20 protein-coding genes and 1 riboswitch are annotated in these 18,188 nt (G+C 38.3%); of the genes, 1 reads left to right on the top strand and 19 read right to left on the bottom strand.

The window, feature by feature from the left end; genetic code table 11:
- Positions 1-8: 8 nt before the first annotated feature.
- The 16 genes from K9L86_00180 to K9L86_00105 form a co-directional block, all read right to left on the bottom strand.
- Positions 9-314, bottom strand: coding sequence for a hypothetical protein (locus tag K9L86_00180; GenBank protein ID MCF7907283.1), 306 nt, complete (start codon positions 312-314; stop codon positions 9-11).
- Between the two features lie 23 nt (positions 315-337).
- Positions 338-676, bottom strand: a complete 339-nt coding sequence (locus K9L86_00175) for a hypothetical protein (protein MCF7907282.1) — start codon at positions 674-676, stop codon at positions 338-340.
- Between the two features lie 43 nt (positions 677-719).
- Complete coding sequence (locus tag K9L86_00170; protein ID MCF7907281.1) at positions 720-1,028, bottom strand: hypothetical protein; 309 nt, start codon at positions 1,026-1,028, stop codon at positions 720-722.
- A gap of 78 nt (positions 1,029-1,106) precedes the next feature.
- Positions 1,107-1,313, bottom strand: coding sequence for a hypothetical protein (locus K9L86_00165; GenBank protein MCF7907280.1), 207 nt, complete (start codon positions 1,311-1,313; stop codon positions 1,107-1,109).
- 20 nt (positions 1,314-1,333) lie between these two features.
- On the bottom strand, positions 1,334-1,492 hold the full coding sequence (locus K9L86_00160; protein ID MCF7907279.1) for a hypothetical protein: 159 nt from the start codon (positions 1,490-1,492) through the stop codon (positions 1,334-1,336).
- Between the two features lies 1 nt (position 1,493).
- Positions 1,494-1,748 carry a hypothetical protein gene (locus K9L86_00155; protein ID MCF7907278.1) on the bottom strand — a complete coding sequence of 85 codons (255 nt, stop codon included), beginning with the start codon at positions 1,746-1,748 and terminating at the stop codon, positions 1,494-1,496.
- A 5-nt stretch (positions 1,749-1,753) separates the two neighbouring features.
- Positions 1,754-1,912, bottom strand: a complete 159-nt coding sequence (locus tag K9L86_00150; protein MCF7907277.1) for a hypothetical protein — start codon at positions 1,910-1,912, stop codon at positions 1,754-1,756.
- A 3-nt stretch (positions 1,913-1,915) separates the two neighbouring features.
- The gene (locus tag K9L86_00145; protein ID MCF7907276.1) at positions 1,916-2,536 is read right to left on the bottom strand and encodes a hypothetical protein; all 621 of its coding nucleotides are present in this window, start codon (positions 2,534-2,536) and stop codon (positions 1,916-1,918) included.
- A 54-nt stretch (positions 2,537-2,590) separates the two neighbouring features.
- Positions 2,591-2,702, bottom strand: a riboswitch (cyclic di-GMP riboswitch).
- A gap of 96 nt (positions 2,703-2,798) precedes the next feature.
- A complete protein-coding gene (locus K9L86_00140) occupies positions 2,799-4,238 on the bottom strand; it encodes a hypothetical protein (protein ID MCF7907275.1) in 1,440 nt (479 codons plus the stop codon).
- Positions 4,239-4,316: 78 nt separating this feature from the next.
- Positions 4,317-5,330, bottom strand: coding sequence for a hypothetical protein (locus K9L86_00135; protein ID MCF7907274.1), 1,014 nt, complete (start codon positions 5,328-5,330; stop codon positions 4,317-4,319).
- Between the two features lie 25 nt (positions 5,331-5,355).
- Positions 5,356-6,366 carry a hypothetical protein gene (locus K9L86_00130; protein ID MCF7907273.1) on the bottom strand — a complete coding sequence of 337 codons (1,011 nt, stop codon included), beginning with the start codon at positions 6,364-6,366 and terminating at the stop codon, positions 5,356-5,358.
- Between the two features lie 191 nt (positions 6,367-6,557).
- Positions 6,558-7,625: a Flp pilus assembly complex ATPase component TadA gene (gene tadA, locus K9L86_00125; GenBank protein ID MCF7907272.1), complete on the bottom strand. Its 1,068-nt coding sequence runs from the start codon at positions 7,623-7,625 to the stop codon at positions 6,558-6,560.
- 3 nt (positions 7,626-7,628) lie between these two features.
- Positions 7,629-9,797: a Flp pilus assembly complex ATPase component TadA gene (gene tadA, locus K9L86_00120; GenBank protein MCF7907271.1), complete on the bottom strand. Its 2,169-nt coding sequence runs from the start codon at positions 9,795-9,797 to the stop codon at positions 7,629-7,631.
- Between the two features lie 142 nt (positions 9,798-9,939).
- On the bottom strand, positions 9,940-11,580 hold the full coding sequence (locus K9L86_00115) for a TonB family protein (GenBank protein MCF7907270.1): 1,641 nt from the start codon (positions 11,578-11,580) through the stop codon (positions 9,940-9,942).
- A gap of 62 nt (positions 11,581-11,642) precedes the next feature.
- Positions 11,643-12,455: a Flp pilus assembly protein CpaB gene (gene cpaB / locus K9L86_00110; protein MCF7907269.1), complete on the bottom strand. Its 813-nt coding sequence runs from the start codon at positions 12,453-12,455 to the stop codon at positions 11,643-11,645.
- Positions 12,456-12,462: 7 nt separating this feature from the next.
- Positions 12,463-13,362 (bottom strand): peptidyl-prolyl cis-trans isomerase, encoded by a 900-nt coding sequence (locus tag K9L86_00105; protein MCF7907268.1) that lies wholly within the window; start codon positions 13,360-13,362, stop codon positions 12,463-12,465.
- A 127-nt stretch (positions 13,363-13,489) separates the two neighbouring features.
- On the opposite strand from K9L86_00105, the gene K9L86_00100 reads away from it, so the two are divergent.
- Complete coding sequence (locus K9L86_00100) at positions 13,490-14,071, top strand: RNA ligase partner protein (GenBank protein ID MCF7907267.1); 582 nt, start codon at positions 13,490-13,492, stop codon at positions 14,069-14,071.
- Positions 14,072-14,101: 30 nt separating this feature from the next.
- Here the strand turns inward: K9L86_00100 and K9L86_00095 are convergent, their stop codons facing one another.
- The 3 genes from K9L86_00095 to K9L86_00085 all read right to left on the bottom strand — a co-directional run bounded on the left by K9L86_00095 (position 14,102) and on the right by K9L86_00085 (position 18,181).
- Positions 14,102-15,532: a hypothetical protein gene (locus tag K9L86_00095; protein MCF7907266.1), complete on the bottom strand. Its 1,431-nt coding sequence runs from the start codon at positions 15,530-15,532 to the stop codon at positions 14,102-14,104.
- 466 nt (positions 15,533-15,998) lie between these two features.
- Positions 15,999-16,955, bottom strand: coding sequence for a CNNM domain-containing protein (locus K9L86_00090; GenBank protein ID MCF7907265.1), 957 nt, complete (start codon positions 16,953-16,955; stop codon positions 15,999-16,001).
- On the bottom strand, positions 16,952-18,181 hold the full coding sequence (locus tag K9L86_00085) for a hemolysin family protein (protein MCF7907264.1): 1,230 nt from the start codon (positions 18,179-18,181) through the stop codon (positions 16,952-16,954). The genes K9L86_00090 and K9L86_00085 overlap by 4 nt, the downstream gene beginning before the upstream one ends.
- Positions 18,182-18,188 lie beyond the last annotated feature (7 nt).

Raw genomic sequence — 18,188 nt, 5'->3', positions numbered from 1 at the left:
TTTGGCGTTTACGGCCAATTTTTATCTAAGGAAGCTACTCCTCGCTTTGAAGTTGAAGAATATGAACCATCGGTCCAAGTCTTGGTTGTTGGCGAGCCCCAACCAGGAAAGGTTAACTCCCAGACGCTAGTTGAAGCTTGAGAATGTTCCTGGACATCACTTACCCCATGACCATACTGATCAGCCATTTGATCAGTTGTCTCTTGGAACTTTCCTTGCACACCCCGAGCTAGATAGACCTGAATCCCCAAAAAACCCATAACTATCATGCCCAAGACTAAGGCATATTCTATCACAGACTGTGCTCTTCTCATAGCTACCTTACCTTAAAAAATTATTAATTAGCGTTCCCTTGTTCCCATTCATCTTCTTCCATTGCTTGAACTTCTCTAACTGAATTCATCTGCTGGAAACCACCGGTAATCTCAGTACGAGTCGTGGGAGTAAAACCATCAGTTGTAGTCTCTATAATTTGAGCGTTATTAACTACCATGTTCTCTTCACGGTAAGTTCCGTCTGGATCATACTGATCCCCCATCTGGTCACCAATAATCTGCATTCGGCCCTGAATACTTCTCTTTAAATAAGTCTGCATGGCAAGCAAAGCTCCCACCACCACACCAATAAGCAGAGCGTACTCTAGGGTACTCTGAGCTTTTCTCATTTGAATTAACACTTTATTACCTCCTTTTACTTAACCTTACCAACCAAGCTAACTCTTAGCGAGTCATGTTTGATTCATAGTTAGCCTGCATAGTCTCATTATAAGTATACTGTGTATCAGCTTCGATATTCTCAGTAAAATATCTTTCCGAACTCTGATCAGTTGTAGTTTTAGTACCAGCTACACCTTCCCACTGATAGTTAGTACCTCCAGTTTTGTCGATAAACTGATTAGCAGCATCATGGATTCTTGCCTGAAGAGCTCTTTTCACATAGCTCTGCACACCCATGGCTGCGCCAATAACCACAGCAAAAAGAATCGCATATTCTGCTGTTGCCTGTGCTTTTTTCAACTTAACCAACATCTTTAACACCTCCTCTTATCTAGTAATATTCTAGTTTGTGCCTATGAATTTTTTCTCATTAAGCACTGCCGTTAATTATTATTCTACAGCCGACTGGCCACCAGCAGCCCGATTAAGAAAATCCGAAGATTTATCTTTTATTAGCTGCGAAGAGTCGTTGAACATCTGTTCAACTGCCCCTTGAATTGGCCCGCCTTCTTTAGAGGCGGCAATTACTGCCAGAACAATCGCTGATAGAACAATGATATACTCTAAGATGCTCTGCGCTTTCTTCCTTTTCCTCATAATTCAACCTCCTTTATCGATTACCTCACCCCGTTTTGTATATCATATAAATCAGCCCAGATATGACCAACCCGGGCATCAATTGATCTAAACACATAGCTACTCATAACTAACAGCGATACGGCGACAATCGCGATTAAGGCTGCATAGTCAAGAAAGCTTTGAGCTTTGTGTTTCATATTATTCTGTTCCTCCTGGGCCAGGTTCTCCGGTATAAACTACCTCAGGAAGGGGAACCACTGTAGCCTCATAAGTATTATCAACTGCTTGAGGTAAAACTTCTTGGATATGATTTTCAGTTTGACCAAGACCAGAGCTAACCCCGCTGCCAAAAAATATTGTAGCTGCAGTGCCGCCTCCGACAACCATAATTAAAACCGCCAAGTACTCCAAAATACTCTGAGTTTTATTCTTTTTTCTATTAATTTTACTCATAATTCTCACCGATTAGCCTCATTCATCTCTTGAGCCAAATGCCGATCTCTTACTCTCAAGGCCCGAGAGAGATAAAAAGTCATTGCACTCATTGCCGCAGCAACCACTAAAACTATTGCCACATATTCAAGAATACTTTGAGATTTTACAAATCTTATAATCATAATTTATTCTTCTGCTCCTGGCGTTTCCTCTACCGACCCCATAAACCAATCATCATTAAGATTTTGATTAATTTGGTCCATCCCCTCATCAGTATAACCAGCTTCATTTTGACTAAAAAATTGATCAGTCGCAGAATTAAATCCTCCCTGTAACTCTTCGGCTGTATTCACTTCATCTGCGTCCGGTAAATCTAAATCTTCTGGTTCGTTATTAATCCAGTGATCTCCGGCTCCGGATCCAGCCAATAGGTTATCTCCTTCCTCACCAAAATTAGAAACAAGTGGGTCATTGCTTCCACCTAAAAAATCACCTTCATTACCAGATCCCCATTCATTTTCAGTAACTGCTTCCGGGTCAGCTGTATCTTCAGGAAGTGCACCACCTAAACCCTCTTGAGGCTGTGACCAATCTTCCGGAGGCGCAGTGTCTGGCACCCCATCATTTAAGGTCTTGCCCAAAAGAGTGTTGTCAGACAAGCTACCTTCACCGCCACGAGTTGTCATAACTGCCGCATGGTTAATTGCAAAAAAAGAAGCAATCCCCACTCCAGCAAACACAAGACAAGCCGCTATATATTCCAAAGCGATTTGAGCTTTAGTTAATTTTTTGTTTTTTTTATACATTTACTGCTCCTTAAAAAACAAAACCGACCTACCACAAATCTCTGGAGAGAGACTTTCGGCAGCCCGGCTATCCTTAAATATCAACTACTAAATCGTAAGCTAATTACGACTCTAGGACCCGTGACTTTGCAATCTTATATAGCCTAAAAGATTGCCTTTTCGTTGCCTCCCTATTCGACTATAATATACCATAAAATACATAATGATTTCAAGAAAATAGGTGAAAAATAGGGGCTTTTTGAAAGCGGTTACAAAAGCACCTCTAGTCAAGAAATGCCCGTCTATTATCGATATATAGACAAGATCGATTAAAAGCCTTTTTAATCTTTACCGGAACCTGCTTTAGGACTATTTTTATATAACCCTTACGCAGAGAAAGAGTTCCACTCTTTAGTCTTGGTTCCCAGCCACCGATAAGTTCTTTAAACAAAGCGGAAAGTATTTGCCCAACCCTAACAAAGTCAATGGGTTGTGTAAATATTAGCTTTTCGGGCAGGATTTTCATCGGACTCCCCCCAGTTAAACTAAGTCTACCTCTGCCTTCAGCAGCCTCTACCTCTCTAAAAAACTCATCTACAACATAAGGCCAAAGATAGAGATACTGGGTTAAAATCCCAGCCAAATTGGACCTTTTGCTGATTTTCGGCAAAAAGGCTAAAAACCCCCAAGATACTGAAGAATTGCCTTTTTTAATCTGGATATTGTCTAATCTGAGCTCTTGATTCTGCTTAGGAAAAGTAAAAGTAGTCGGGGTATTTAAAAGGTAGAATTCACCTAATTCTTGATCAAGAAAACGCTTAAACTTTTTTAACCTAACCCGAGGAAAATCTACTGGAACCAAAATCTGCGGCGAGTAACCAAAAACCAAAGAAAGTTCACTATCAAGAGGCTTTAGTTGATCACAAACTTCACCCTTTAAATCAATAAGTTCAACCTTAGCTAAACCGCTTTTAATTCCCTTACTAAAATTAGCTGCGGCCTGAGAAAGATAGTTAAAGCTCCGGGTGTAACCAATGATTAGAACCTTTTGTTCAAACATCTTTTGAAGGCGTTGATGAACAACTCTTAAAGGAAGGGAAAAATCCTCTGAGTTAGAAGGTCGATCCCAAAAAGTGGCTAATCGACCATCAGAAAATCCTTGGGAACCGTCCTTAAAATAAAACTTTACCGCACTAACCGGCCTTAGTTCTTTTTTTAACTTACTTAAACTTACTATCGGATGTTTATTAGTAATGGTTTGATTAAACTGATCCACGATCTTTGCTGGAAGCTGTCTTAAACCAACTACTCTCAAAAATCCGCTTTTTCTTAAACTCGCTCTGATATTTTTATCCACTAAAAATGAAAAACTAGATAATACGATTAGTTGCTTGAGCTGGCTACGATCTAAATCAGAAAAATATTTTTTTAGCTCATCGCTTAAATAATCAAATAAACCAATCTCACTATCAAGCGCCCTCAAAACCATTAAGCCGCAAGGCTCAACCATTCTTAAAGCATGGGCTAGTTTTGCTGGCTTTCTTCCGAGGTCGCTCTTAACTCCCTTATTTTTCAATATGTTATGAATCGAGCTTTTTGAAAGAGTAAGTTTATATTTCGTAGCTAAAATTACTGCTAGCCCTCTAACTCCCAAATAGGGGGCCTTATTGTTTTCACGCAGAACTAAATTCCTTGTGGTTGAATTTATCTTACTTCTAGACATGGTAAGTTGATTATATCAAAAAAAAACCGGGTTGTCTAAATTTAGACAACCCGGAAATTTAACTTTTACTTTAAATCGCTATTTAATTTCGATAGACAAAATCGACATCAAAGATACGTTCTGAGGTCCAATTTGAATTGGCGGTAACAATTGTTTAGAACCAGAAATAGGCTGAATAAGATGTAAGTCTCTAGTAATTAATTCAGCAACATCTGTAGCCGATAGACCCTGCAAAATCTCAGGACTAATTGACAACCGAGAAAGTTCCGGCGAAGTAGCTATTGGGGCGAAGGAAATTGGTTTCTTAGCTGTTAGCCTTATGGTTTTTAAACCCTTAGGTTTGGTATAGAGAGCATGAGTCTTGCCAATTTCAACTAAAGATGTCTTATGCTTAGTTAAAGCCTGTAACTTCGGACTCAAAATGGATGAAAGCTTAGGACTAATGCTAGCTAGAGTGCTAAAGGCTGGACTCAAAGAAGGTGCCACTTTACTATTAACATTACCTAAACGCTCAAAGTTAGAATTTAAACCTCCAGTTATGTTCTTATTTATTGTGGTTAACTTAACTAGCTGAGGATTTAATTTATTATTAATATTTACCTCACCCATCCTCTCAAATGATGGTTTTAGACTACCAGCTAAGTTAGTATTAAGAGTTGCTAGTTTTACAAAGGACGGTTTAACTGTTCCGGCTAATCCAGAAGTAATCGTATCCATCTTTGCGAAAGATGGCTTTATGCCTGAATCTAAACCCTTTAAAGACTCTAGTTTAGAAAACGATGGTCTTAGGCCATGGCTCAATCCGCCATTAATTAGGGCCATCTTAGCAAAAGAAGGCTTAAGGCTTTCGGATAATTTAAAACTCATGCTGGCCAACTTACTAAAAGATGGATTGGTTGAATCTAACTTTTTATTGGTCTCAGTCAACTTCTTAAAAGGTGAAGTTGAATCGTTTTTAAATTTAGAAAGTCCGTTAAAAGTCTCCCAGCGACTAAACTTATCCCATATTCCAGCATAAGCCTGGCTAGATGAAACTAAAAACAAACTTACTAAAACTACCAATAAAATCAATACTTTTTTTCTGCTACTCATTAGATTTGCCCCCTTTTATTTATCGCTAATTTTTAATCCAGTATTTATTAATCAAACTTCTTAACTGTTTACCGGACATTTGATCGGTTATCGAACCAAAGTTACTACTTTTTGAATCACGACCCCAAATAGTAACTTTATACTCGGCATCATCACGAACCCTAGCTAATCCACCGGCTCTTCCCTGAAAAAAGTCTATCTTTTCTATAAATTTATCCTCGCTAAAAGGATCCATCTCGGTTGTTGCAACTATGGCAAAGGCTCCTGAGACAACTTCCTTTAACTTGTCTTCGGAAAACTTATTGAGATTATCTAGACCCAACAAAGAACTTAATCCCTCTGCTTTCATCTTAGTAGATAGTTCAAGCTTAAAAGGATCACCTCCTGGAGCAGAATCAGAATCAGGAAGCTTGGTAAATGACTTGCTAATACCGCCTAAGTCTTCTTCATAGCCAGACGTTACCTTAGCTACTGCTTTCCCTAGACCTGCTTTCTTATTATACCCTTCCAAGTTCTTAGCTGCCCAATCAGCAATATACTCATCGGTTGATTTGTATTTATAGGTTAGTGTGGTTTTATCAGTAATTGGATTATACTTAATTGACCACTGCTTTTTATTTTTTTCGGTTAAAGCATAATCTTTTCCACCAATATTACTTATACTACTAATTTTGCCTCTTTGGTCGCCAGAAATCCTATCCTTTACAACAACTTTATTGTTTCCGGAAACTAATTCGCCTTTTTTAACTTGATATTTTTCACCAGAGCTAGCCTTATTGGTCTTAAAATTAGGCTTAGTCGGACCTTTTATCTTAACGCTTCTAGCGGCAGGCTGGGATGGTTTCGGATTAGTTTGACCAACTTTTACTTGTGCTGTATTGGCAAAAGCTGGTTGAATACTTCTCTGCTTAGCACTATTAACCGGACAAGCACCATCGCAACCAGCATAAACTAAATTAGATAAAGATAAACTTCCTAGAAAAATTAAAATAGCCAAAGATACAAATACTTTAGAAATTTTGCGCCTCCCGATCAAAATTACCTCCTAACTTAATTGATTTTATTGATTCATCTGCCTCTCTAAGGCATTAAATCTATTAACCTCTAAAATGTAACACATAAACCTGATTGTTTTCAAGGGTTTAAGAATAAAGTTTTGGAAACGGTTTCTTTAAGTAGATTTAAAAAAATATCGCTGGGAAAATAAAGCGGATTAAAAGATTGATTCTACTCGTATTCTGAAAAGGCCTTCTCATCCAAAAGACCGAGGCGGTTAAATTCAGGAAAGAAACGAGGATAGTTACGCATAACTGTACGAAATTTACCCTTGATTTTGCCCTCTGCGGTCCTTCCTTCGCGTCTAAAGATAAATAGGTCCTGGATAGCTACTTCCCGGCGTTCAAGCCCTCTAAGCTCAGAAATATGGCTTATTCGGCGTATTCCGTCAGGGTAGCGCTCCTGCTGAACAATTACATGTAGGGTATTTCCAATCATTCGGCGGATTTCTTCAATCGGAAGCTTTATTCCTGAAGAAAGAATCAAAGTTTCCATACGGTTAGTAACCTCTTGGGGGCTATTTGCGTGAATTACCGCTAGGGTTCCCCGGTGACCAGTACTCATAGCCTGAATCATATCTAAGGCCTCAGGGCCTCTTACCTCACCAACGATGATTCTATCCGGGCGCATACGTAAGGCATTTCTAATTAAATCCTTTAAAGTTACCTCACCCTTTCCGTCCTGGTCAGGGGTGCGGGTCTCCATTGGTACAAGATTTTCCTGATGAAGAATAAGTTCAGCTGTATCCTCAATGGTTACTAAACGTTCCTGCTCCGGAATATGGTGCGATAACATTTCCATAGTAGTAGTTTTGCCGGAACCAGTCGCTCCCGAAAAAAGGACATTAACCTTACCCTTAATACAGGCAATTAAAAAGTCACCCATTTTTTGATTCATGGTACCGTTAGCAATCAAATCGTCAAGCGAATGAAGCTGACGGTCAAATTTACGAATGGTTAAGGTTGTACCGCAACGCGATAAAGGGTATTGAATAATATTTATACGTGAGCCATCTTCGGTACAAACATCGCCATAAGGATTATAATAAGATATGGTTTTACCGACTCGAGTAAAAAAAACATCAATAATATCCTTCATGTCCTCTTCACTAAAAGTTACTTCTATTTTGGATTTAGTTCCACCGATTTCAAGCCAAGTAGCCTTGGGGCCATTAACCATTATTTCGGTGATTGTCGGATCAGCTAAAAGTTTACGTAGTTTATCTGCGCCTTCAGCCATAACTTATTCCTTGGAGATAAATATCTCACGCGGCAACTGTATACCACGAGCTCTAATTTCATCGTAAAATGTAGGGATGTAGCCTAAAGAGGTAAAGTAGCCTTGAACTACTTGCTTTTTATCGACTCCGGTCTGGCGATAAACGAAAATATCCTGTAAATTAACATGCATGTCATCAAGCATGCCAACAATTTCAGTAACTGCAGTTACTCTTCTTGAACCATCACTCATTCTAGCAGTCTGAACTATTAAGTTAACCGCCGATGAAATCATCTCGCGAATCGCCCTAATCGGCAGTTCAATCGCACTCATTAAAATCATGCTATCAAGACGAATTAAAACGTCATGGGTGGTATTTGCGTGGATAGTTGACATACTGCCATCATGACCAGTATTCATAGCCTGAAGCATATCAATAACCTCATCGCCTCTTACCTCACCGACGATGATTCTATCCGGACGCATGCGTAAGGTGTTACGAAATAAATCTCGAATGTTGATCTGCCCCTTTCCTTCAATATTCGGTGGCCGTGACTCAAGACGAACCCAGTGAGTCTGATTGAGTTTAAGCTCAGCTGAATCTTCAAGCGTAACAATACGTTCGGTCTCAGGGATATATTCAGAAAGAATATTTAAAAAGGTGGTTTTTCCGGAACCAGTTCCTCCGGAAACTAATATATTTTTACGGGCCTTTACCGCGGCATCTAAAAACATTGCCATCTCCGGAGTCAATGAACCAAATTTCTCAACTAAATCGGTCATATGATAACGTTGACGGGCGAATTTTCTAATAGTTAGAGTTGGCCCGGTTAAAGAAAGCGGCGAAATAATCGCGTTAACACGTGAACCATCGTTAAGCCTAGCATCAACATAAGGAACCGACTCATCAATTCTTCTACCTAGGGGAGCTAAAATTCGCTCAATGACTATCCGAACCTGTTCATTTCCGGTAAACTTCTTGCTGGTTAAGTATAATTTTCCTCCACGCTCAATATAAACCTGATCTTTATTATTAACCATAACTTCAGTCGTGGTCGGATCTTTAAGTAAATCTTCTAAAGGACCTAAGGCTAAGGCTTCATCAAGAATTTCTTTAGTTACTTTTTTACGAATCTCTAAAGAAGAGATGAATCCACCAGCTTCCTGACTAATAATATTAGAAATAACCCTTTGGGCTCTATCTCTTAGTTCCCTCATCTTTTTTTGACTATAGGAAAATGTCTCAACCGGAAGACGCTTTAAATCTAACTCCTGAAGCAACTTAGAATGAACCTTCTTTTTAAAACGAATTACCTCATCCTCTTCTTCCTGTAGGTAAACTTTTTCCGAACCTTCGGTAAGCCCAATTTTCTGTAAAAAAGCGACATCATCTTCAACTAACTCTTCTTTTGACACCCGCAATTCAGTAAGATGTTTATGTTCAATATAAATATCTTTATTTTCAATCAATTCTTCGGCTAACTTATGTATGGCCATGCTGAGCTTAGAATTTGGCGCATCAACTACAACCGGAATTCCTCGATTAACGGCCATACCAACCAATCTTCCTTCCGAAGGAGCCAAAGAGATTATCTCAGCCGGCAAAAGCATTTTTATCTCTTGCCAGCTAATCGAACCTTTGCTTTCAGCCCGATTAAGTACAACCTTAATCATCTGCAGAGGAAAACCGATTGCTTGTAAAGTATCAAGTATCCACTCGGTCTGATAGACCGATAAAATATCCGGGGTAAGCACCAAAAGAATAAGACTCGAAGAATCAAAAGCAGCAATTAAGGTATCACTTAAGTTATTTCCGGCGTCGATGACTATATAGTCAAAATCATCCTTTATCGTTCCGATGAAATCTTTTATTAACGGTGCAGTTATTTTGGCACGTTGAGCAAGCTTAGTAATCGAAGGTAAAAATGATAAGTTATTCTTATAAGGAGTTACATAGTTTTTAATATTTCTTTTTTTCTCTTGAAACTCCTTAATGTGGCCAACTAGGCTAAACAAGGAATATTTAGCATCAACCCCAAGGAGCTTTGCAGTCATCTGAGGCGCTCCGAGATCTAAATCTAAGAGTAGCACCCGTTTACCTTTGGCCATTAAACTTACTGCTAAATTCAAAGAAAACAGGGTTTTACCTACGCCTCCCTTGGGACTAAAAAAAGTAATCGTGCGAGCATCCATAAATTATTTATATTATAAAAATAAAGCCTCTCCCTCTAGACTTGTATTATTATACCATAAGATTGACTAAAAATACTAGAGGCAATAAAAAAATATTCTCTTATTATCAGAATTTTAGAAAAGGGTAGGTTCTGCAAAGGTTCTATTGATCCATGCGATAGATTATCGGTACATCTATCCAAAGATCTTCAAACTCAGTCCCGATTGGAAATGGCGGATAGGGACTTAAAGCTTTAGCCGTAGCTATTACGCTATTATCAAAAGATACGTAACCTGAAGATTCAGCAATTCGAGCTTCAATCACTTCGCCAGTATGGTTAATATGCATCTTTAAGGTCATCGCACCCTGCCAACCAGCTTCTTCAGCTAAGCGTGGATAATCTAAAGACTGAAAAATCATCTTTTGAACCTGCAAAATATACCTATTTAAAGTAGCATCTCTTTCTAAATAGTTAGGGTAAATTACCGGTTTTCTGATAGCGTCCGGGCCAACAGTTTCAGCAGCCTCTAGAATCGCTGTCTCCAGCTGACTTTTTTTAATTAAAGGAGTAAGAGTTATCACTAGTTCAGTCTGATCCTCTTGAAACTCTCTTGAGCGGAAAAGACCTCCGATAACCGGAACATCACCTAACCAGGGTAGCTTATCGACATTATTTGACTCATCACTGGAAATTAATCCACCGATAATAACTGTATCTCCAGAAACCACATTCAAAGAAGTGTCAGCCTTTCGAGTAAGGAAAGCCGGAACCTGTATTGATGAAACCACAATTGCGTTAGCCCAATCTATTTCGCTTACTTCGGTTCCAATATTAAGAAGAATATTATCATTAGTGAGTACGTCCGGACGTAACTTTAAAATAACACCATACTCTCGATATTCAACCGAGATACTAGTTCCGGCAGCACCAGTTGTGCTGGCACTAACATAAGGCACCTCACCACCAACAACTAATTTAGCCTCTTTTCCACTTAAACATAAAAGTTTAGGACGTGAAAGAACTTTCGCCCGGTTATCACGCACCAACATATTTATTCGTGTATGGAGAGCATCACGTGAAGCTTCACGTATCGGCCAAAGCCTGCTCCAAGGAGAAACCCGATCAAGGGTTGTCTCAACTCCAGCTGAATCACCAGTTGGAGCAGTATAAGGTTCCTCTCTTATCTGAAGATACTCTACCCACTTAAAACCAATCCGATCTAAATCAGTCTTGTTCATCTCAAGAACCTGACAATCAATTTCAACCATCTTATTTTCTTCAGTGGTAGTTAAAAGATTATCAATTAAATCACTTCTTCCTGAATCAGTGTAGTAAGTTGATAAAACATGCTCTATTTGCTCAAATTGACTTGGGGTAACTTCTCCCATAATCATAACTTTGCCCGAAGTTCCATTAATCCTATAATGAACATTCTCAATTCTTAAATTCTGATTAATTAATTGCTCTAGCTTTTTCTGAACCCTTACTGCGTCCTGCGGATAAACAAGAACATAGAATAACTTCTCGCCTTCAGTATCCCAAATAGTTAAAGTAGTCTCACCAAGACCTTTAGCAATAATAACCACTTCTGTATCAGCTACCTTACTAATATCGGCTATCTCCGGGTTGCGAATTGATACCCGCTGCGGTGAATTAGCTCTAAAAACATATACTTCACCGACAATTAGACGAATTTCAGTTGATTCTGGCTCTAAAGAAAGAAAATCCTGAGACTGGACAGATGAGATAAAAATAGTTCCTAAAACAACAAGGCCAATTATTAAAAATATCCGTCGTATCATTTTCCTCCTTTAATGAGACTTGCTATTTTTGAAATAGTAATTTCAAAAAGAGCTTAGTCGAATTACTCAGCCGGGGTCTCTTCCATCTCTGTGGCCCGATATATCTCAATCGTCGGAGCTGGCTCCTCAATGGGTACCTCTTGCCACATGCCCAACCGCTTCATTAAAGCCTCCCAAGTTACAGCCGTATAGCCGTACTCAGTAGCCGTATCTAATGGTGCTCGTAATACCAACCTGATGGTTGACCATTCCAAAATATAAGTTAAAACCTTAACATCATCAGGACGAAGAGCTAAGGTAACCGTATCAATAGTCTTAGCTACCTGATATTGAGAAAGATTTCTATTGGTAGCTAAAATATTAACCCCTTGAAAAATAGTTACTACCACAACCTCTGACTCGTCAGTCACCGGATCCGGTATGTTAAAGGTTGCGATAATGTCGACATTGTCGCCGGGCTTAATTAAACCCTCAATAGCCGAAATCTTGTCTACCGGAATAGTAATCGCTCGCATTCCTTGAGGTACTGCCTGGGATAAATATCTCGCTGAACCAAGAGCCCGCACCATATTACTATTTATATGCTGACCTCTTAAAATATCAATCTCAGCAAACTTACCAATAGCTGAATCAAGTGAAGTTAAATCCCCAGCCTGTACTGATTTAGACTTAACCCTGGTTAGACCGACCATGTTGATCGTAATTGTTGATTCTTTAGGAATATCAGTCTTAGCTGCCACTACCTCAACGATCTCTCCTTCAGCAATTAGCTTTTGGATTAAAGCATCGCGTTGAGCCAAATGTTTTTGAATCATAAAAATAGCAAATAAAGCTAAGACTACTCCGATTATAATATTAATCATTCTTTTATCCATAAGTACATTACTCCAGTAAGTCGCTGTTAACCGTTACTTTGAACTTCTTTTTAGCATCCTCAATAATTGAGTCTTTCTTATTGTTAGCTTGAACACCTTTTAAATGCTCACGAATATTATCACGCACCTCTCTAAGCGGTCGAGCATCGCCGCCTTTTACATCTTCAATCTTTATTACGTAATACTTATTATCCGGCCCTTTAAAATAACTTGATGATTTACCTTCATCAGTTGTAAGCACTACCTTCCAAAAAGTATCAAATTTTTGAGTACTGGTCGTATCCTGATCAATCTTTAAATAACCGAGATCTCCAGCTTTATTTTTGGTATCGGAAATAGAGTAACTTCTAGCTAAAAATCCAAAGTCTTCTCCCTGTAAAAGACGAATTAAAATATCTTTGGCTTGGCTCTCTGAACTAACAACAATCTCCCTTATCTGGCGTTCTTCCGGTTCTCTAAAAATACCTTTGTTACGATTATAAAAATCTTCTACTTCAATGCTAGTTATGGTTATGTCCTGATATAGCTCACCAAGCATCTTCTGAGCCAAGAAGTTACGTTTAAAATTCTTAACCGCATCAACAACATCTTGGTCTTTATCTAAATTACGCTCTTCGGCTTCTTGAGCTAAAATTTCAAAATTAACCAACTCGGCTAAAATCTTTTTCCTAGTCTCAATATCTTCAAACTGTCGTTGAACTTCTTCTTCAGGTAAAAGAGTTTTTAAGGCGTCTAATTTCTCCTTAAAATCGGTTGTACCAATAGCCCAATCATTAACCTGAGCTAGGAGTTGACCCTTAATTTCATTGCGCTTAACAGTAACTTCATCAGTCGCATCCGGAGAAGTAAGATTAGTGCAGCCAAAAATAAAAAAACAAGCAATTAAGAATAAAAATATTTTTTTCATAGTTAAGGCCTCCCTTTTTTTTTATTGTAGCCTAAGCTTAAGGATATGTCAACACAATTCGCAATAAAACTAATACTATTATATTTCCCTATTGCATTTAGAGCAATTGTGCCTTACAATATAGCTCATGAAACAGACCAAAATTGTACTGGATACCAGTATTTTTGTCAACCCTGATGCTCGCTGTCACTTTGGAGCAACCCCCAAAAAGGCCCTTAGTGAGTTCCTAGACATCGTAGCCGACAAAAAACAAATCAGCTGCTATATCCCACCCTCGGTATATGAAGAACTATCGAGTTTTATTGAAAAAATGCCGTCGGAGAAAAAAACAACCATAATCAACAAAAAACCACCATCCTCTTATCAGTCTTCAGTTCCGGCCATACTAGTATATGAATTTATTGAAGAAATGCGCTCAAGGATCAATAAAGGCTTAAGGATTGCTGAAAAATATAGCCGACGGGCACTATCAGCCCCTCACTCAACCGACAAGCAAAAAGATGAAGACCTAATAAAAACTCTGCGTCAGGAATACCGAGCAGCTCTTCGTGAGGGAGTTATTGACTCTCGACAGGACTTTGACCTTATTCTTTTAGCCAAAGAGCTTGACGCTCATATAGCTACAGTTGATGGCGGACTTGTTACCTGGGCCCAAAAATTAGGGATAACCTGCATCAATGCTAAAGAGTTAAAAGAAATCATCTCTTAAATAGAATGATTTAACTCCCAATTTCAATCACTAGTTAAAATCTGATTCAAAAACATTAGCATTTTTAAATACTTTATCAATCATATATTTACCAAATATTTGGTTGCCAGTTTGATTTTTAGAACGACTAAAATGCCGTTCTAAAATATCTGAAGATTTAATCTCCGGAATTTTACCTCCGTATAATTGTTGATAAAGTCCTGTGGCTGTTTTGCGCATGTCAGTATCTTTAAGCTGCCCCATAAACTTATCATGCAATTCATGCCAATCCCTATGCTCCCAGACAACCCCATCTTCTAAGTCTAAATCAATTATTTTGCCGGCACTGACTTTAGCCAATTGTGCCAAGGACATCTGATTAACCTTATCTCCAAAGTCATACCTGGCCAATCTACGCATCATTTCTAAGTCATTCTCCTTAATATACTTTTCGGTATATTCCTTAACTAAAAAGTCTCGATACCCTAGTGAGGTGAAAATTTCCCGAGTAAGAACCTTGCCGGTTAAATCATATTCATCTTTCGTGCGCCAAGAATATGAGTGCATCAAGAGAACCTTCATTATCGACTTAGGTGACATTTTACTTTCAGCGATCTGGTGAAGGTAGGCCAAAGTTTCATCCACTGCCCGCCAATAGAGATCTTTATTAGCTCCAGTGACATAATCTGATGCTTGAAGCTTTGTAAAAGAATCTAGCCTGTTATCGGTTTCTCTTAACTTATTCAGCCAGGTTTGTCGAGCCTGATGATCGAACTCATGAGTCAAAAAATCTCCCATAGTATCTTTAAGACTAACCCCTTCTCTTTGAGAAAATTTAATGCTACCGATCTTATCAACAAAAATAGCATCACCGCCATAAAAACCACTCCAGCCATCATACCTGCCCTCTGGAGTTGTATAAATTCTTTCTCCAAAATCTACCTTGATATCGCGTCCATCAATTTTTGCTGTATAGCTATCTTCGGTAACATACACACCAAGACTATAGCCCTCTAAAAGAATATAATTCTCAACATCGCTATCTTTTAATACCATTCCGCTAAAAAGCCCACCTGTGGCGAAGTTCATCTCTTCGATAAACTGCTCCCGGTCCATCACCGGATCAGCTACTCCGACCTTATAAGCTGCTGTCCGCAACTGCTGCATATTCATTCCTTCAAACTGCTCAGTCGTCCCATAGACTTCCTGTAGCTTACTCTGGAAATAATATTGCGCTACCTTTTCGGCAGACCAACTTTGGTTAGCTTGCTCATCAGAAGTTTTTTCTGAAGGAACAGCTGTAGGCACCTCTGGTAAAGATGGCGATGCTTTGTGCGCTAAAGATCCATTTCCCGATTGAAGACTATTGCTAGTGGCTTCTGGGGACTCAATCGTTGATGGTATAGCTGGTTTTGAAGCTGAAAGTTGAGGTTTTTGAAGCTTTGGCCTTTGGAAAGAAGGTTTGGCTACTGATGAAGACACCTTAACTGTTCTCTCTGCTTGCCTAGGTGGAACCTTCGCCGAAGGCTTGCTAACTTCTGGTTTACCTTTTGGAGACGATTTAACTTGGCGATTTCCTGGTGAAGACGTGATCAGTTTACTCCCGCCGCTTTCAAGATCACGGGCATAAGAGTCGGAAATAGCAAGAACTGCTAAAAAAGCAAAAAAACTTAAAATAAAAATTAACGCCCTCAGGCACGAATATAACTATAAGCTTTTTCTTCTTTTCATAATTAAAGCTAAAAAGTGACAGCAATTATTATCAATACAGTAATATATATTTTTGATTTTACTCCCCAAAAATTAGAGCTTACTCTTCTAGCCATTAGGTATACCAGCCAAATATAACATAATGTTTGGCAAAATATAAGATTATTCCAACGCTGCTTTGTAACTGTTTACAGATAAACGTAAGGATATAAATGAGAAATAAAAGGACCTAATCCTTTTATTTTATAATTGAAGTCATAACTTCCCGAATTAAATTACCGATAGTAACTATACCGTAAGGCTTGCCCCCTTTCATGACCAGGGCGATTCCTTCTTTTTTTGCTTGAAGAATGTTAAAAATCTCATGTAACTTTTGATTTAAGCCAACCTTAGTTATCGGGCGAATGAACTCTTGCCAGTTCTTCTTGGGATTATAAAACAAATCATAAACATTGACATAACCAACTACTTCTTTATTCTTTAAAACCGGATAACGAGTAAACTCATTCTTTCTAACGATTTCGAGAAGTCGCTGATAGGAATCAGTGTAATCAAAAGCAATCAGCTTCTTAAAAATTACACAAGTATCTTTAATCTTATCACTTCTAAACTCAAACACATCCTCGATTGCTTCTTTCTCGCTACGATCAATCCCGCCTTGGCTTTCAATTTCTTTCACTAAAGATTTAATTTCTTCTTTAGTCACAAAAGGAGAACGATATTTAGCTTGCTTAATAAAAATTCTAACTAAAAAACGACTAGATAGTTCACTTAACTTAACTAAAAATAAAAATAGCTTTTCAAAAAAACTTATCAAGGAAACTGTCTGGCAGCTAAAATCCTCCCTAAAAAACCTACCGATATTCTTAGGAATAAGCTCGGCAAAAATTACTACAATCGGGGTAAAGATAAAAGTTATCCAAAAATTACTATTTTCAAAGCCTGATTGAATCATAAAAAAAGTTAACAAGCTTGTACTAATTACTACCGAAATATTTGTTCCAATTAATGTAGTCGCCAAGAATCGTTCCGGTTTAAGAATTAGCTGATAAACCTGCTTAGCTCTTACATCTCCTTTGGCTTGACGATGACGCAAGCTTAAGCTGCGCGATGAAATAAAACTAATTTCACTAGCAGCAAAGAAGCCTTGTAAAACCACACAGCCCAAACAACCTAACAAATAAAGATAAATCATTTTTTTGTTTTATCCTCTATTCTAATTGCAACTATTCTTCTGACAGTAGCTCGTTCGATATAAAAATTAATCGTTTTTCTTGCACTCTTAAAATTAAATTGTTCACCGACTTTAGGAATCCTTTTCATCTCTGAAAGTAAAAACCCAGCTATCGTGTCTTCTTCTTCTGGCAGTTCTAAATCTAACTCTAAATTAACCGTCTTAATCGGGGCTTTGCCATGGACTCGCCAAAGGCCCGGACCGATATGCTCCAAAGGCTTATCTATTTTTTCAAACTCATCATAAATTTCACCGAAAATCTCCTCAACGATATCTTCGGCAGTAATTAAACCTTGAGTTCCGCCGTACTCATCAAGAACAATCGCGACTCGATCTTTAGTTTTCAGAAAAAGTTTTAAGATATCGTCAATACCTTTGCTTTCAGGAATAAGCTGAGGCTTTCGCAAAAACTCGTGATAGTCAGTATCGGGATTTAAAAATAAATCTTTACTATAAAGAATTCCAACAATATTATCTAAGGAACCCTCATAAACTGGAAATTTAGAATGTTTTTGCTCTTTTAAAATCGTTAATACTTGACTCTGAGTAAATTTAGAATCAATACCTTTTATATCAATCCGAGCGGTAAGAATCTCTGATGCTTGGGTATCTTTAAATTCTAAAAGATTACTGATTAAATCTTCTTCCTGTTCGGAAATCTGACCGGCCTTGCGACTTAAAAGCAAGGCAGTTTTAAATTCCTCGTCAGTCAAGACTGACCGCTTATGCTTTCTAATAATAAAAGAAGAAAAATAGTGAACTATTGAATCGATAGCGGCAATGACCGGATAAAAAACATTAGAAAAAGCTGCCAGCAGAGGCGAAAACCGCAAAGAAATTTTATCAGCTAAATAAATAGCAAAAGTCTTGGGAAAAATTTCACCTAGAAAAAGAATGGCTAGACCGCTAACCAAAATCGCTAGAAAAAGGCCGTTTTGACCTAAGCGACTGACAAACAAAGAAGTAACCAAAGAAGTTAATCCGATATTAACTAGTAAATTACCAAAAACAATTGCCGAAAGAAGACGAGTCGGTCGCTTAAGCAGTTTAACAACTAGACGAGCTTGGGGATGTTGCTCTTTCAGACGATTTAACCGGCTAGCACTTAAAGAAAAAATAGCTGTCTCGGAAGCTGAAAAAAAAGCTGAAAAAATAATAAAAACTAAAAATAAAAAATAATCAATCATCAAATAT

Source organism: Candidatus Omnitrophota bacterium (assembly GCA_021735655.1).
GTDB lineage: Bacteria > Omnitrophota > Gorgyraeia > Duberdicusellales > 4484-171 > JAHKAJ01.
The sequence above is the reverse complement of the archived record's forward strand: the minus strand, read 5'-3'. Positions and strand labels throughout refer to the sequence as shown.

What these genes read in the sequence shown, in the direction of transcription:
- K9L86_00145 (MCF7907276.1), bottom strand. Translation starts at nt 2,536, where the DNA reads ATGTATAAAAAAAACAAAAAATTAACTAAAGCTCAAATCGCTTTGGAA.
- K9L86_00150 (MCF7907277.1), bottom strand. Translation starts at nt 1,912, where the DNA reads ATGATTATAAGATTTGTAAAATCTCAAAGTATTCTTGAATATGTGGCA.
- K9L86_00170 (MCF7907281.1), bottom strand. Translation starts at nt 1,028, where the DNA reads ATGTTGGTTAAGTTGAAAAAAGCACAGGCAACAGCAGAATATGCGATT.
- K9L86_00155 (MCF7907278.1), bottom strand. Translation starts at nt 1,748, where the DNA reads ATGAGTAAAATTAATAGAAAAAAGAATAAAACTCAGAGTATTTTGGAG.
- K9L86_00180 (MCF7907283.1), bottom strand. Translation starts at nt 314, where the DNA reads ATGAGAAGAGCACAGTCTGTGATAGAATATGCCTTAGTCTTGGGCATG.
- K9L86_00115 (MCF7907270.1), bottom strand. Translation starts at nt 11,580, where the DNA reads ATGATACGACGGATATTTTTAATAATTGGCCTTGTTGTTTTAGGAACT.
- K9L86_00135 (MCF7907274.1), bottom strand. Translation starts at nt 5,330, where the DNA reads ATGAGTAGCAGAAAAAAAGTATTGATTTTATTGGTAGTTTTAGTAAGT.
- K9L86_00105 (MCF7907268.1), bottom strand. Translation starts at nt 13,362, where the DNA reads ATGAAAAAAATATTTTTATTCTTAATTGCTTGTTTTTTTATTTTTGGC.
- cpaB (MCF7907269.1), bottom strand. Translation starts at nt 12,455, where the DNA reads ATGGATAAAAGAATGATTAATATTATAATCGGAGTAGTCTTAGCTTTA.
- tadA (MCF7907271.1), bottom strand. Translation starts at nt 9,797, where the DNA reads ATGGATGCTCGCACGATTACTTTTTTTAGTCCCAAGGGAGGCGTAGGT.
- K9L86_00085 (MCF7907264.1), bottom strand. Translation starts at nt 18,181, where the DNA reads ATGATTGATTATTTTTTATTTTTAGTTTTTATTATTTTTTCAGCTTTT.
- K9L86_00160 (MCF7907279.1), bottom strand. Translation starts at nt 1,492, where the DNA reads ATGAAACACAAAGCTCAAAGCTTTCTTGACTATGCAGCCTTAATCGCG.
- K9L86_00100 (MCF7907267.1), top strand. Translation starts at nt 13,490, where the DNA reads ATGAAACAGACCAAAATTGTACTGGATACCAGTATTTTTGTCAACCCT.
- tadA (MCF7907272.1), bottom strand. Translation starts at nt 7,625, where the DNA reads ATGGCTGAAGGCGCAGATAAACTACGTAAACTTTTAGCTGATCCGACA.
- K9L86_00090 (MCF7907265.1), bottom strand. Translation starts at nt 16,955, where the DNA reads ATGATTTATCTTTATTTGTTAGGTTGTTTGGGCTGTGTGGTTTTACAA.
- K9L86_00140 (MCF7907275.1), bottom strand. Translation starts at nt 4,238, where the DNA reads ATGTCTAGAAGTAAGATAAATTCAACCACAAGGAATTTAGTTCTGCGT.
- K9L86_00165 (MCF7907280.1), bottom strand. Translation starts at nt 1,313, where the DNA reads ATGAGGAAAAGGAAGAAAGCGCAGAGCATCTTAGAGTATATCATTGTT.